The 14408-nt window shown below is 41.9% G+C and carries 11 protein-coding genes; 4 read left to right on the top strand and 7 right to left on the bottom strand.

Annotated features, from left to right (window positions below; genetic code table 11):
- Nucleotides 1-169 precede the first annotated feature (169 nt).
- The 4 genes from H6G96_RS10025 (at nt 170) to H6G96_RS10010 (ending at nt 2055) form a co-directional block, all read left to right on the top strand.
- Nucleotides 170-439 carry a YciI family protein gene (locus H6G96_RS10025; protein ID WP_190732147.1) on the top strand — a complete coding sequence of 90 codons (270 nt, stop codon included), beginning with the start codon at nt 170-172 and terminating at the stop codon, nt 437-439.
- Between the two features lie 105 nt (nt 440-544).
- Nucleotides 545-1339: a Tab2/Atab2 family RNA-binding protein gene (locus tag H6G96_RS10020; RefSeq protein ID WP_190911327.1), complete on the top strand. Its 795-nt coding sequence runs from the start codon at nt 545-547 to the stop codon at nt 1337-1339.
- A 139-nt stretch (nt 1340-1478) separates the two neighbouring features.
- Nucleotides 1479-1709, top strand: coding sequence for a CopG family transcriptional regulator (locus tag H6G96_RS10015; RefSeq protein WP_190911326.1), 231 nt, complete (start codon nt 1479-1481; stop codon nt 1707-1709).
- A complete protein-coding gene (locus H6G96_RS10010) occupies nt 1696-2055 on the top strand; it encodes a type II toxin-antitoxin system PemK/MazF family toxin (RefSeq protein WP_190911325.1) in 360 nt (119 codons plus the stop codon). Before H6G96_RS10015 ends, H6G96_RS10010 begins: the two co-directional genes overlap by 14 nt.
- Before the next feature lie 123 nt (nt 2056-2178).
- Here the strand turns inward: H6G96_RS10010 and H6G96_RS10005 are convergent, their stop codons facing one another.
- The 7 genes from H6G96_RS10005 to H6G96_RS09975 form a co-directional block, all read right to left on the bottom strand.
- Nucleotides 2179-3378 (bottom strand): DUF4159 domain-containing protein, encoded by a 1200-nt coding sequence (locus tag H6G96_RS10005; RefSeq protein ID WP_190911324.1) that lies wholly within the window; start codon nt 3376-3378, stop codon nt 2179-2181.
- A 44-nt stretch (nt 3379-3422) separates the two neighbouring features.
- Nucleotides 3423-4454, bottom strand: coding sequence for a phage tail protein (locus H6G96_RS10000; RefSeq protein WP_190911323.1), 1032 nt, complete (start codon nt 4452-4454; stop codon nt 3423-3425).
- 227 nt (nt 4455-4681) lie between these two features.
- Complete coding sequence (locus tag H6G96_RS09995) at nt 4682-6892, bottom strand: putative baseplate assembly protein (protein ID WP_190911322.1); 2211 nt, start codon at nt 6890-6892, stop codon at nt 4682-4684.
- Nucleotides 6889-7302, bottom strand: a complete 414-nt coding sequence (locus H6G96_RS09990; protein ID WP_190911321.1) for a GPW/gp25 family protein — start codon at nt 7300-7302, stop codon at nt 6889-6891. Before H6G96_RS09990 ends, H6G96_RS09995 begins: the two co-directional genes overlap by 4 nt.
- A gap of 139 nt (nt 7303-7441) precedes the next feature.
- Nucleotides 7442-9403, bottom strand: coding sequence for a VgrG-related protein (locus H6G96_RS09985; RefSeq protein WP_190911320.1), 1962 nt, complete (start codon nt 9401-9403; stop codon nt 7442-7444).
- Between the two features lie 92 nt (nt 9404-9495).
- Nucleotides 9496-10035 carry a hypothetical protein gene (locus H6G96_RS09980; RefSeq protein WP_190911319.1) on the bottom strand — a complete coding sequence of 180 codons (540 nt, stop codon included), beginning with the start codon at nt 10033-10035 and terminating at the stop codon, nt 9496-9498.
- 38 nt (nt 10036-10073) lie between these two features.
- Nucleotides 10074-14387, bottom strand: a complete 4314-nt coding sequence (locus tag H6G96_RS09975; RefSeq protein WP_190911318.1) for a hypothetical protein — start codon at nt 14385-14387, stop codon at nt 10074-10076.
- Between the last annotated feature and the right edge of the window lie 21 nt (nt 14388-14408).

Genomic DNA, 14408 nt, shown 5'->3' with positions numbered 1-14408 from the left:
CCCCCTAAATCCCCCTTAAAAAGGGGGACTTTGATTCCGGTTCCCCCCTTAAAAAGGGGGGTTAGGGGGGATCTCAAAGTGCCTAAAGTCACAGGGAAAGACTTTTCAAGCAACCTCTTATAAACCGCGAGAGTAATATCTTATTAACCAGTAGGAGAAACAAGCAATTATGACTAAATATGTACTCTGGGGAACTTACTGCGAAGACGTTCTCGAAAAACGCACCCCCTACCGTCAAGCCCATTTAGACGGATTAGCAAAACAAAAAGAATCCGGTGTGCTTATTACCATTGGCCCCACCAAAGATGTCACAAAAGTTTTTGGAATTTACGAAGCCGAAGACGAAGCCACTGTACGCCAGTTAATTGAAAATGACCCCTACTGGAAAAATGGCATCTGGACTGAATATTCTGTCAAAGAATGGATTCAGGCTTTTTAAATTGTTATTGGGCATGGGGCATTGGGCATTGCTTATTTCTTCCTCATCTCCCTCATCCCCCTCATCTCCCCCACTCCCTACTCCCCACTCCCCACTCCCCACACTATGAAAATTTGGCAAGTTGATTTTTATCGTCGTCCATTGCAAGACGCATCTGGACAAATTCTATGGGAGTTGTTGATTTGTGACGCAACTCGCAGCTTTGAGTATGAAGCTAGCTGTCTCCAGTCAGCAGCTAATTCTAGTTGGGTTGCTGCTCAACTTGAGTTAGCCGCAGGTGAAAAATTGCCAGATGTGATTCAGGTGTTTCGTCCTCAGTCTCTAAATTTAATTGAGGCGGCGGGACGCAATTTAAGTATTAATGTCGAACCTACCCGCCACACTTTGGCACTGAAGCAGTGGTTACAAGAAAAGCAGTATCCCTCAACCCTGGATAAACCACCTCCAGCACCATTACCAGAAAACCTTTGGGGAGAACAATGGCGTTTTGCAAGTTTAGCTGCTAGTGATGTGGAAACGATATTTAGCGATCGCCCCATTCCCATTCTGCACATCCCAGAACATCGCAAACCCATCAATTTGGGTTTGGCATCAACAGTACCCATCCCTGGTGTAGTAATTTATGGTGGACGGCAATCGATGCGCCTAGCGCGGTGGTTGCAGCAAGCCCGTCCCGTAAGCTTAAATTACATATCTGGCGCACCAGACGGCTTAGTATTAGAGGCTGGCTTGGTAGATAGGTGGATTGTTGCCACTTTTGAAGATCCAGAAGTTACAACAGCAGCCCAAGTATATGAACAACGGAAACAGCAAAGCCGAGGATTGCATTTTTTGTTAGTTCAACCAGATGATTCTGGGATGACTTATAGCGGTTTTTGGTTGTTGCGGGCAGAAGATTGATATTAATTACCAGAAATATTGTTTTCTACTTAATACCGATTATCTGTGAGTTTACTCCCGAACAAGGGGCTTAAGCTGCTTGTCTTTAATTATAAGATGATAAAATCATACTAAATAGTAAGACAAAAAGTTAATATAGATGCTCAAAGTCACGATTACCTTAGAAGAAGACATTCTGCGATTTGTAGATCAGTATGCAGAGGGTAACCGTAGTGCATACATCAATACACTGCTGGCAGAACACCGCCGCCGAACTTTAGCAGCAGAAATGATTGCAGCCCTCAAGCAGGATACTGAAGAGCCAGAATATCAAGCTGAAGTTGCTGCTTGGGATAGTGTTGTTGGGGATGGCATAAATGCCAGGGAGTAATTTAACTTATCGCCGGGGAGAAATACGTTGGGTGAATCTTGAACCAACAATGGGGGCTGAAGCAAAAAAAATCCGCGCTTGCTTAATTGTGCAAAATGACATCATGAATCAGTATGGCTTGCTAACAATTATCATGCCATTTCGTCCCGGAAGTAAACAAGCCCCCTACGTTGTAAATGTGAAAGCAACACCAAATAATGGACTAGACCAAGACCGTTTTATAGATATTGGTCAAATTCGTGCTGTTGACCATAGTCGTATTTTGGGTTTGGTGGGCGTGCTGGAGTCAGAACACTGGGAACTTATTGGTACAGCCTTAAATATAGTTTTGGGATTTGTACTTTAGGGGTGTTAGGGAATAAAGAAAGATAGAAATTAAATTGAGGCGAACGATATTATCGGGTAGGTATTGCCAAAAAAATGTGAAATAGATGCAATATTATTTAAAGTAATGTCCACCCTACTACTGCTACCATTGCCCTAAATTATCTTCCTGTTGCAAACCAATTAACTGTCGCCGTTTCCAAGCATAGTGAAGAATATTAATTCCGAGTTCCTGAGCTGTACGAATGCTCAATCTGGGTAAACTCAAATCTCTATCCAGTCCCCAAGCAGTTGCTAAATCTCCAATCGCTAAAATAATCCCTCCACCCATTAACAGTTTAATTTGCTGTTGATTAACCATTGGCAAAGCAGCAAATAAAAAAGGTTTTGTCCTTAAAGGATGACTTCGTTGCAATTCTTCTAAAGGTCTTAAAGGACTCTCTAACTGTTGCGCTAATGCTTGAGTACTCTCAATCAAAAGGTTAGCATTTGCTGGTGCATCAACTAGAAGCACACCACCTAAATTTAAGTAATTTTTAAGGGATTCAAATTCGAGACTATTGAAAGATATGGCCTGTCCACCTGTTAGATAAAGTAGATCATAATCTTGAATATTTTCTCCTAAAGAAACCTGGCCTGGTTCATCAGCTCCTCGCAAACTGGGGTACAGAGGTTCTACTGCTTGCAACAAGTACGAAAGGCTGAAAAAATTACGCGCACATTCAGGATCGCTATGAGTCGCTTGCGCCATACACACAAGAGCTTGGGGACGCATTTGTGCCTGACGGCGATAACGCAAATCAACATTGTTATATCCAGGAAAGAAAGCATCCGCAGGTTGGGTAATTTCAGTATGTCCTGGTTGCAGAAGTATGCGGCATATCTCAATTTCTGAACTGGCTGGTATGGAGTTTCTTTGATCAATTCGATAGGTTTCTTGAACAATATCTCTTTGCTGCCCACGCCGCAATTCATCAGGATCTACATAGCTAACTACTAAGTAGATCATAAGTGGTTCTGAGCTTGCTACTTCTAGATCAATAGGAAAATCATAAGAAGTCGGTACAACAATTAGATTACCTGCTAAATCAATTGCAATACCAGGTTGAATTTGCACCCAACGCCCATCTCTATATCTAGCTTCTACTTGACTTGGGGCAGCCACATCTCGAACACCTAAACCGCAGACAATCCCTGGTTGGTTTAAACTTTGATATTGGGCATTTTGCCGATTTCTGTGGTAATCATGGGCTGTACGCCAGCGTTCCGCATTGATTAGTAAACCGTCTGCGGCTTGAAGGCGTTCAAAAGATTTGATTGGTGGCGGTGGGAAAGGATGGGACATAAGTAATTTTGGATTTTATCTTTTACTTAGTAATTACGAATTATTTAATCAGAGGGATTTTCGATAGATAATTCATAGGTGCAAAAAGCAGGTTTCTCTTGTTCTATGATTTTTTCGATCAGTTGTTCGTTGATGATGCCACTAGAAATATTTGAACGCAAACGCACTATAAAGTGATACGGTTGTCCACCTGCTAAAACTGCATTTCCTAATTGTGCCTCTCCGATAATGAAACTTGGCCCAAAAGGTTCTGTAATACTAATATGTTTATCAGCTTCATTAGGTAAATCTTCGTCTAAAGGTAAACCAGTATAAAGATGTAAATAGAGACGTAATCCTTTACGAGTTCCCCGCCACCGATAAAGTTCTACAGCCCGGCGAATTAAACGTCTTTGTTGCTGGAGATCCCAAACTGAATCTACTTGCCAAGCAACCCAATGAGCCATAAAAGGTAGTAGTGCTTGCGGTGCTGTCAATGGGTCGAGGTTTGCCCACATGACATTGTAACTATCAATGGCTGGTTGAAAAGCTTGCTCAAATATCTTCATGAAGCGACCAATAAAGTCTACTTCTCGATAAAGAATTGGCAAAAACTCCATGTAGTCCATGTAGGGACGAATGTATAAATCAAAATACTCGCTGGTGTGGATTTGTTCTTGGTCTGTGCCTGAGTCTATGCGTATAGTAACTAGGCTGCGAAAGTTGAGAGTTAATTTATCTTTTTTTTCAGGAGCGATCGCTTCTTGATCTTCAAAAAATGTAGCGGGTACTCGAAAATATAAAACAGCATCCATCTGTCCTCTAACAGGAATTTCACTGCCTTCTGTCCCAATCTGACACCACTCAGCAGGAAAATCGCCATCAACGCTTAAGCTTACGTGCAAAGGGCGCTGTTCTAAGTTTTGCACTTGCACAATCATCTCACTGGGATTACCAGGATGCAAGAGTAAACTACGTGCAGCCTCATTCATGCTTTCTGCTCCGTTGAATGCCAAACCTGCCACAGGTAAAGCTTCAGGAATTTGCATTGGCGTTAATTGAACACGTACTGCTGGATTAGAGCGACTTACAACCATAGGAGTGGGGGAGTAGGGGAGTGGGGGAGCGGGGGCAGGGGTGACAAGGAGAGAAGCCTGAGCCGTACCCTTCGGGATCTTGCTACGCGAAGGAGGAAAATAAGAATAACTCTTGATCCTTGACCCTTGACTCCTTCCAAATGACGAATTAAGAACTTGTATTGAGCGACTTGTGCCGAGCGACTCGCCCTGAGCGTAGCCGAAGGGAGTCTAGGTAAGCCGAAATATTACGAATTACGAATTATTTGAATGTCGTGATTTGAACGCAGATTATTATCAGCCCAAGAACATATCAAACCTTCTGATCCTGGGTCGATCAACTGTTCTGGTGATGATTGTCGTCTCCAATTTTCCCCTTGCTTGCGGATGGGAAACAGCAAGACGGGGCCTAAATGACGCACGCCTGTGGTTTGTTGGAGTAATGCCACAATATCCGATGTATAAACGGGTCGCCCAAATGGCCAACCTCTGCCGTCTATCCCTCCCGTTAATGGATTTAAATATTTATACAGCGCCACCCTTAAGTTGCGGAGAATTTCCTCTCTGGCAAAGGGATTTTCATAGGCTGGCTCTAGAGCAATTTCTGTCTGCACAGAAACGCCTACATAATTTGGTTCTTGTAACTCTACTTGTACTCCTAATAACCGTCTTTCATTTAAATAATTCGAAATTTGCTCTTGAAGCGCGATACTCAAACCAAATTCTTCTGGTGCTATACCTTTTCCTTGAGTGATCGCATCTGTATTTGCGAATGGAACTACTACTAAACTAACTATACCAGCTTGTCTTTGAGAATTCGCTGGCAAACAGCGAACACGAGCGATCGCCCCTCTGCCTGCCTGTTGAGCTAAAACTTCAAAATCTTCGGCAGTGACGGCGCGATCGCGGGTGCGGAGGATGCGGGGAGCCTTAATCACAGCTTGCTCCAGCGACTCGGCATCTGCACCATTGATTGCTGGTTTTAAATTTATCACCCTAGTAACATACGGATATGCAGACTGCAAAAACTGGATTGCCCCAGTTTGAACATTGCCTTTTCTACCACCACCTATGCGATAAGCAACCATCTTAATTTCTGAACCACGGGGAGGAATTGCACCGTATTGGTGTTCAGATTGGTTGTTTTCCAGAGTGCTAACTTGTACAGATGTGTCGTCTAGTAGTGGTTGCTGGATTCGCGATCGCACCTGGGTTTGCTGTTTGAGTTGGCTAGGTTCTCGAATCAGCGGCCCAAATTGGATTCTAGCAGTGAGGGAATCGACAGTGTAGTGTAGGTCTTGGGGTCCAGAATCAGCAAAATCTTTCACTTCAGTCCACCTCTGAGGCAAACCACCAGCGGGTGTAACTAGGATATATTCATTTTCTGTGCGTTCTAAAATCGGTGCAGCATATAATTCAAAAGTCTGTCCGGGTTTACCATTACTAATTCCTAGACGTTCATCTTGAATCAGCTTACTGTGACTAGCCCTAACTGTACCGCCAATTGACCGCACTGCTAAACCAGCAATCCTTGGTGGATTATTGTAACCGGATTGATTTGTTTCTGAGATAGTAAAGGTACAGCGCAGCCAGCGACCTCGGTAAGAGGTAAAGTTGGTTACAGGCCAATTTTGCGGTAAATGGAGACGGACTGTTGCTCCTACAGAGGAGTTTCCACTTTCATTCTGTTGGACGATTTCGTAAAAACTGAACCCGCGAGTCTTATCATCTGACTCTTGCAATAAAACTGATTGCCAATTTTCCCCATCCCAGGCTTCCCACTTCCGAGGTGGTTGATTGGGGTTAATACCAGTAGGCGTCGCTGCGGCTCCTCGAAAAGTAACATCTAGAACATTACCATCTAGAGGATCATCAGAATTGATCGCTAAATAAAAGCAGTTACCAGGTTGGGGTTCCTCTTCAAATATCGGCTGTTCACTACCTGTCCAGTAACCGTCAGATTGACGAGTCCACGAACTTGTAAATCTTTCTCGCAGAGATTGGGGAATGTCTTCGCTACTTTGAGCAGTTAAGAAGTGTTGTATGCGGGGTTTACCGATAATTAGAGGAGAATCTGTCCTGAAGATGATAGCTTCTGTTGTCTGAGTCCGGATAGTTGCGGCTTCTAATCCTGCTGGTATAGTGTAGGCTTCAGGTAGTCCAGCGCTTAAATAAAAAGTTAATTCCGTGTGGGCTGGGGCGGGAGGCTGGAGACGAATACCCAGTAATTCTAGGAAAGCTATATAATTTTTTTGAGGTACTTGGTTAAATCTGAGCAACATCTGGTCAGTTAACCAAGCGAATAACTCAATTAGCGTAATCCCTGGGTCGCTGAGGTTGTGGTCTGTCCATTCTGGACAGTAGCGAGGAATACGCAGAACACACTCTTCTACCAGATCATCGAAGGTGCGATCGTCTAACTTGGAAGAAGGTAATTTCGGTAGAAAGTCAAAGTTCACGACTCCTCCCCAGCTGAAACTAAATAATAAGGATAAACAAAGCTATAAATATTGTGACTGTCTTTGAGCCGATAATTAATGATGATGTCTACTTTGCCACGTACAGGGTCAGGATCAGTTAGAACTTGATCGATAATAATGCGTGGTTCCCAAACTTCTAAAGCTTCTAAGACATAAAGACGGATTCGTAGTAAGGTATCGCTATTCATAGGTGCAAACGCTAGTTCTGACAAGCGCGAACCAAACTTAGGTCGATAAACCCGCTCACCTACTCCCGTGCGGAGGATAATCCAAATAGATTCTTTAACTTTTTGATCTTCACGGCTAAGTTGTATCCCACCTTGCACACTCAAGTGCAGTGGATAAGCCCAACCTGTCCCTAAATAGTCTTTTTGCCGACTATAAACCATATCGTGCTACTTAGACAGCTGTTACATGGATATTTTTAAAGATATCGGCACAGAAGGTTTAAGCCTATTCGCCAAAGGTCTAGGTTGAAGAGGCATAGAGTAGAGGAGCACAGGGGAACGTCAAGGAGAGGTAGCTAACTTATTTAGGAATAGGAGGAGGAGGAGTGGGAATAGGAGTGGGAGGAACGACAGGTCCCATAATAGGAAGAGGGTTCGTAATCACAGGAACACCTGTGATTGAAACCGGCCCCCCTGATAGGATGCCTATGGCTCCAATACCTGTGAAGATATCCATTTTTCCAAGCTTTGTTGACATTTCTATAGGTCCAAGCGTTGTTGAAATACTTATCTTTCCAACCGTTGTTGACATACTTACGTATCCAAGGGTTGATGATATGAATACACCGTTACTAGCACCTAATGACAGAAAAGAATCACCACTAACTGAAATAGTATTGAGGCTGTCGTTCATGTCAATTTTATTACTGCCTTTAGTTCTAAGACTTATTGCGCTATTCATTAGGTTATCGTCATCATTCATATATATTCGATGACCCTCTTTAGTTTTGAGCCTAATACCTGCCTTTTCCAATCCTTTTTCCTCATCGATAAACTGTAGAGTGTGACCTACACGAGTTTTAAAGGTACGTAATCTTACACCGTTTTCTCCAACTGAGTTATCTACACTTTCTGGTGGTGCAGCCTTACCGTTCCATAACCCGCCAAGAACGTAGGGACGGGTGATATCGCCATGCTCAAAACCTACCAAAACTTCATCGTCTACCTCTGGTAAACAGTCGAAACCTCTGTCTGGGCCTGCTCCTACAGATACAACTCTCGCCCAGTTACTTTCATGATCTGTTGTAAGCGTTGGAAACTTGACCTTCACTCTGCCTAATTTAAGTGGGTCTTCTCTGTTATTTGTCACAATTCCTATTAATAAAGTCTGAGATGGGCGTAGGCGTTTTTCTGTGGATAATGTTGTGAATAAGTTACCAGAACGTAGTCCCCGCACGCTAAAATCAGTTTTATAAATCCGCTTATCCATGTAATGGCGTGTGTCTGTTACATAATACTTCCCACTATAGCGATCGCCTATCTTCTCAAGACTAATAACCTTTCCTGGTCGAATCTCAGGATTTCCTTCTGCTTCAGCATCTGCATAAACAAATTCTCCTCCCAGTTCATCACACAGAGCCTGAGCCATAGTCTTTGCTTGCTCTGCGTTGGCAACGGGTTTATCTACAACAATCATTTCGTAGGGCTTAAGATTGGAAAACGCACTACTGGTACTACTTCCTAGCTGATTACCTGTTTCAGTTAGTTGCTTTTCTTTACTGGCTGTTTCGATAATTGGTTCTTTCTGAGTATAGTCCCAGGCACGTACTTGCACAGAACTCACTTGTTCAGCACTGGTGACGCGAACCCTAAATTTATTAATATTATCTCCCCAGTTAAGTGCTAAATCTCCCTGAGCTTTTGGTTTGCAAAAATTCATTTTTCCATCGCTCATAAATAGTTCAAAACCAATGCGGGCAGCCCTTTCCCGCAAAAACTCCATATAAGTTTGGTTTTCTACGAAGACATACTCATGCTTATGTCCTTCGCCATCTGGATGTTCTATATTGCCTTTTGGTATTCCTACTTCTCCAAGTATTATTTCGACTATGTCGCTATCAAATTTTTTCTCAAAAGCACGATTATAACGGCCTCTATGAAGACGATGGGAGATATCATAGCCACGAACAATGATATCAGCTGTATTGTTTTTATCGAAGTTAACTTCTAACCCTGTAATTTCACCTTCAAACAGTAATTTTTCTATCACCTCTGTAAAATGTTTATCTTGAGTAGTACTCGAACCAAAACCCAATTTTATTCCTTTCCCAATTTTAAACAACTGCTCATGTCGCCAAGGCTTGTTTTCTGGTGTATCAGGTGTAGAAGCATACCTATTACGTATTACTAGCGTAAACATTGCTGGCAAATGACAGCTTTCTTCTATTGTCATTTGCAACACATCTTTGATCAATTCACGAGAAGCGGTTTCTCCGTCTACCTGGATTTTAAGTTTGCTTAAGTAAAGGCTTTCTGTAGACATAACTATTATTCTGTAACTATGAAATTTCCAGAGCAGTCTTTAATGACAAAGGTATGAATAATTAGTGTTTCTTACTTTGGTTAATTACTTTTTCATATTCTTGGATCTAGCAGATTATTTGTGCCTCCAGAAGCCGAACTACTTCCTCCAGGAAGGTTTACTTTATCTACTTCTTGCAAGTCTATATCTACCAATGCCCTTACTGGTGTACCATCACTCAGAAACATATTTAAAGTGTAAGTTAAAGACGTGATTACACAATAAAAATACTCTGATCCCCATGTGAATATGTAAACAGGTGGACGACTGTCATCTGTGTTTTCAATAGCTTCTACACCTTTCTTAATTTTGTCTATATACTCCATAACAGATTTTTTTGTTTCATAAGTATCATAGACCAACTGTTGGAGTGTGAATCTGTAAGGATCAACTCCAGAAAAATTTACTTTAGGAAGTAGAGTAGTTCCTCTATTACCTACCTGACATTCCCAGTTAACAGTCCGAGTAAAACTAATGTCTGTGGGATTAAACATTAATTCAATATCTGGCGCTTCACCGTTATAAGCTATAAGTTTAGCTTTCTCAAGTGTTGATTTAAGCTTTTCAATCTCAATAATATCGGGAGTTTCCATTTGAGTATTTCTCCTAAAATTAATTATTAAATGAGAATTTACCAGGGTGCTCGACCAGAGTAATGACCATGCCGCTCTCGCTCAATTTCTATCCGGTGCCGTAATCTGTTATAAATTTCACGGACTAGAGCTTCAAAATCAGCTGTATCACCTTTATTATTACTTTTATGATTTCCTTTATGATTTCCTCTACAAGACAAATCAACCTTATCATCTTTATCATCTTCAGAAGACAAATAAGTGTTCTTTATCGTGTGAGTTACGGGTTTTATTTCTCTTCTAGATATGTCGGGTGGAGTTGCCTTTCGACCAGCAGCAAAGCCTTTTGCTGAAGGAAGGTGTTTAGCAAAAACTTGTGACGATTCTGATGACTTCTGCTTCTTAGATTTTCCATCATTAGTGATTTGATCATTGTTTCCATTTAGTAATTCTTCTACGCTTGACCATTGAGAGGGTGTATCTGACCGTTGTAAACTAGTAAATTGCTCATTATTTCCATTTAGTAATTCTTCTACACTTGACCATTGAGAGGGTGTATCTGACTGTTGGGAAGGTGTATGATTAGTGAGCTTTAGTTTTCGGAAAATCAAGGTAGGCGATGAGTATTGAGATGAAGGTTTACTCACGTCAGTTGTTTTGTTTTGAAGAGTATTAAGCTGTGGAGAATTGAGGATGGAAAGCTTCTGTCTTCCAACATCCAACCCTAAAGAAGAGGGAATTAAAGAATTAGATATCTGAGGTGAGTGAGGTTTAGCACTTTTTAGCTGTAATGAAGTGTCTGGAAAAGAATCGACTTTAGTCGGAGTTTCTGGAGAAGTTTTTTCTTCTGATTTCTTAAAATTAGGTGTTTGTAAACTATTTTGCTCAACTTCAGGTGGTGTGCTTACCTGATCTTGTGGGGAGGTTGGATTATCTGAGGTATCAACAAAGGTTGATATTTCAGGATTTGTTACCGCAAAGGAAAATTTTGATTCTACTGTTTGTTCACTGTCAACAGTTTTCTTGAAAATACTTGCAGTTTCATGAATCTCAGGTGATGTAGTGCTAACTACTGGTACTTCAACAGTCTCAGGTGATGTGGTGGTAACTTTTGGTGCGATCGCAGTTTCACTAATCTCAGATGATGTAGCGCTAACTTTTGGTACTTCACCAATCTCAGGTGATGTAGTGCTAACTACTGGTAATTCAACAGTCTCAGGTGATGTGGTGGTAACTTTTGGTGCGATCGCAGTTTCACTAATCTCAGATGATGTAGCGCTAACTTTTGGTACTTCACCAATCTCAGGTGATGTAGTGCTAACTACTGGTAATTCAACAGTCTCAGGTGATGTGGTGGTAACTTTTGGTGCGATCGCAGTTTCACTAGTCTCAGATGATGTAGCGCTAACTACTGGTACTTCACCAATCTCAGGTGAGGTAGCGCTAACTTTTGGTGCGATCGCAGTTTCATCAGTCTCAGATAATGTAGTGCTAACTACTAGTACTTCGCCAATCTCAGGTAATGCAGTGCTAACTTTTGGTGCGATCGCAGTTTCACTAGTCTCAGGTGATGTAGCGCTAACTTTTGGTGTGATCGCAGTTTCACCAGTCTCAGATAATGTAGTGCTAACTTTTGGTACTTCACCAATCTCAGGTGATGCAGTGCTAACTTTTGGTACTTCACCAATCTCAGGTGATGTAGTGCTAACTACTGGTGTGATCGCAGTTTCACTAGTCTCAGATGATGTAGTGCTAACTTTTGGTAGTTCACCAATCTCAGGTGATGTAGTGCTAACTACTGGTACTTCACCAATCTCAGGTGATGTGGTGGTAACTTTTGGTGCGATGGCAGTTTCACTAGTCTCAGATGATTTAGCGCTAACTTTTGGTACATCACCAATCTCAGGTGATGTAGTGCTAACTTTTGGTGCGATCGCAGTTTCACTAGTCTCAGGTGATGTAGCGCTAACTTTTGGTGCGATCGCAGTTTCACTAGTCTCAGGTGATGTAGCGCTAACTTTTGGTGCGATCGCAGTTTCACTAGTCTCAGGTGATGTAGCGCTAACTACTAGTACTTCGCCAATCTCAGGTGATGCAGTGCTAACTTTTGGTACTTCACCAATCTCAGGTGATGTAGTGCTAACTACTGGTGTGATGGCAGTTTCACTAGTCTCAGATGATGTAGTGCTAACTTTTGGTGCGATCACAGTTTCACCAATCTCAGGTGATGTAGTGCTAACTACTAGTACTTCGCCAATCTCAGGTGATGCAGTGCTAACTTTTGGTACTTCACCAATCTCAGGTGATGTAGTGCTAACTACTGGTGTGATCGCAGTTTCACCAATCTCAGGTGATGCAGTGCTAACTTTTGGTACTTCACCAATCTCAGGTGATGTAGTGCTAACTACTGGTACTTCACCAATCTCAGGTGATGCAGTGCTAACTTTTGGTGCGATCGCAGTTTCACTAGTCTCAGGTGAGGTAGCGCTAACTTTTGGTGCGATCGCAGTTTCACTAGTCTCAGATGATGTAGCCTTAACTACTGGTACTTCACCAATCTCAGGTGATGCAGTGCTAACTTTTGGTGTGATCGCAGTTTCACCAGTCTCAGATGATGTAGTGCTAACTTTTGGTGCGATCGCAGTTTCACTAGTCTCAGATGATGTAGCCTTAACTACTGGTACTTCACCAATCTCAGGTGATGCAGTGCTAACTTTTGGTGTGATCGCAGTTTCACCAGTCTCAGATGATGTAGTGCTAACTGCTGGTGCTTCAAGAATCTCAGGTGATGTAGTGCTAACTTTTGGTGCGATCGCAGTTTCACCAGTCTCAGATGATGTAGCGCTAACTTTTGGTGCGATCACGGTTTCACCAATCTCAGGTGATGCAGTGCTAACTTTTGGTGCAATCGCAGTTTCACCAGTCTCAGATGATGTAGTGCTAACTGCTGGTGCTTCAAGAATCTCAGGTGATGTAGTGCTAACTTTTGGTGCAATTGCAGTTTCAGCAATCTCAGGTGATGCAGTGCTAACTTTTGGTGCGATCGCGGTTTCACCAGTCTCAGGTGATGCAGTGCTAACTACTAGTACTTCACCAATCTTAGGTGATGTAGCGCTAACTTTTGGTGCGATCGCAGTTTCACCAGTCTCAGGTGATGTAGCGCTAACTTTTGGTGCAATTGCAGTTTCAGCAATCTCAGGTGATGCAGTGCTAACTTTTAGTGCGATCGCAGTTTCACCAATCTCAGGGGGTGTGGCGCTGACTACTGGTACTTCACTAATCTCAGGTGATATGGCACTAACTACTGGTAATTCACCAGTCTCAGGCAATGTGGCACTAACTTTTGGTGCAATTACTGTTTCACCAGTTTCAGGCGATTTAGAGGTAATTTTTGGTGCAATTACTGTTTCACTAGTCTCAGGTGATGTAGCGCTAACTTTTGGTGCAATTGCAGTTTCACCAGTCTCAGGCGATGCGGCGTTAACTTTTGGTGCGCTCGCTGTTTCACTAATCTCAGGTGGTGTGGCCCTAATTTTTGGTGCTTCAGCGATCTCAGGCGATGTTGCACTAACTTTTGGTGTGATCGCTTCTGACTTTGGGCTGGCCAAACTAGATGGTAACTCAGAATTTAATCGGAGATCATCGTTAGCAATCTTCCTGAACAAAGACGAGTTTTCTTCAATACTAGGCGAAGTTGATGTTGTTATACTACTAACAGAATCATTATCACTTGTAGTATTTTCTGAAGCAATATCCCGTTGTAATTTGGGGATATCCAAAGGAGCCTCAACAGACAGAGGCTCCTTTGATACTAATAAGCTATCTTCATTACGATTAATAGGAATGTTGCTTTCATGAACAAATTGAGCAACATTTTTAGCTGCAGCTGATTTGACTGTTTTTTTAGTCTTAGATTTCGGTTTTGACTTTTTTTCTGATGGCTGTTGAGATTTATTTGTTTTTATTGATTTAGATTTACCTTTAGTATTTAGTTTTTGTGGGGTATCATTAATCGTATTTTTCTCAATGCTAGTTGGCATTATCTCTGCAATACCGTCTTTGATTGATTCACTACTATTTTCTCCTGGAGTTATTGAATCAAAAGAATCAAACTCAAGTAATGGAAACGCACCATTTATATCTTGAGTATCCCAACCTATTAAAGGTTGTATCGACGGTTCATGTTTACGAAATAAGAGAAATTTATATGATGTGACTAATGGTGGTTTAGTTTGTATTGGACTAATAACATTACTTTGTGAATGCAGAAAATGAGACTCTTTTCTCAATAACATTGTTTGGGGATTAGATAAAGACGATCTTACCCCAAGTGGATGAACATTATTTCTCAGTGGAGATTGAATAATTTGCATAATTTTTTACAATTAAAAAAT

Source organism: Nostoc sp. FACHB-892 (assembly GCF_014698795.1).
In the GTDB taxonomy this organism is placed as follows: domain Bacteria; phylum Cyanobacteriota; class Cyanobacteriia; order Cyanobacteriales; family Nostocaceae; genus Nostoc.
Note: the sequence above shows the minus strand (reverse complement) of the source record. Positions and strands in the feature narration are given on the sequence as shown.

Bases quoted from the DNA above. Each gene is read 5' to 3' on its own strand.
- H6G96_RS10025 (WP_190732147.1), top strand. From the start codon at position 170: ATGACTAAATATGTACTCTGGGGAACTTACTGCGAAGACGTTCTCGAA.
- H6G96_RS10020 (WP_190911327.1), top strand. From the start codon at position 545: ATGAAAATTTGGCAAGTTGATTTTTATCGTCGTCCATTGCAAGACGCA.
- H6G96_RS10015 (WP_190911326.1), top strand. From the start codon at position 1,479: ATGCTCAAAGTCACGATTACCTTAGAAGAAGACATTCTGCGATTTGTA.
- H6G96_RS10010 (WP_190911325.1), top strand. From the start codon at position 1,696: ATGCCAGGGAGTAATTTAACTTATCGCCGGGGAGAAATACGTTGGGTG.
- H6G96_RS10005 (WP_190911324.1), bottom strand. From the start codon at position 3,378: ATGTCCCATCCTTTCCCACCGCCACCAATCAAATCTTTTGAACGCCTT.
- H6G96_RS10000 (WP_190911323.1), bottom strand. From the start codon at position 4,454: ATGGTTGTAAGTCGCTCTAATCCAGCAGTACGTGTTCAATTAACGCCA.
- H6G96_RS09990 (WP_190911321.1), bottom strand. From the start codon at position 7,302: ATGGTTTATAGTCGGCAAAAAGACTATTTAGGGACAGGTTGGGCTTAT.
- H6G96_RS09985 (WP_190911320.1), bottom strand. From the start codon at position 9,403: ATGTCTACAGAAAGCCTTTACTTAAGCAAACTTAAAATCCAGGTAGAC.
- H6G96_RS09980 (WP_190911319.1), bottom strand. From the start codon at position 10,035: ATGGAAACTCCCGATATTATTGAGATTGAAAAGCTTAAATCAACACTT.
- H6G96_RS09975 (WP_190911318.1), bottom strand. From the start codon at position 14,387: ATGCAAATTATTCAATCTCCACTGAGAAATAATGTTCATCCACTTGGG.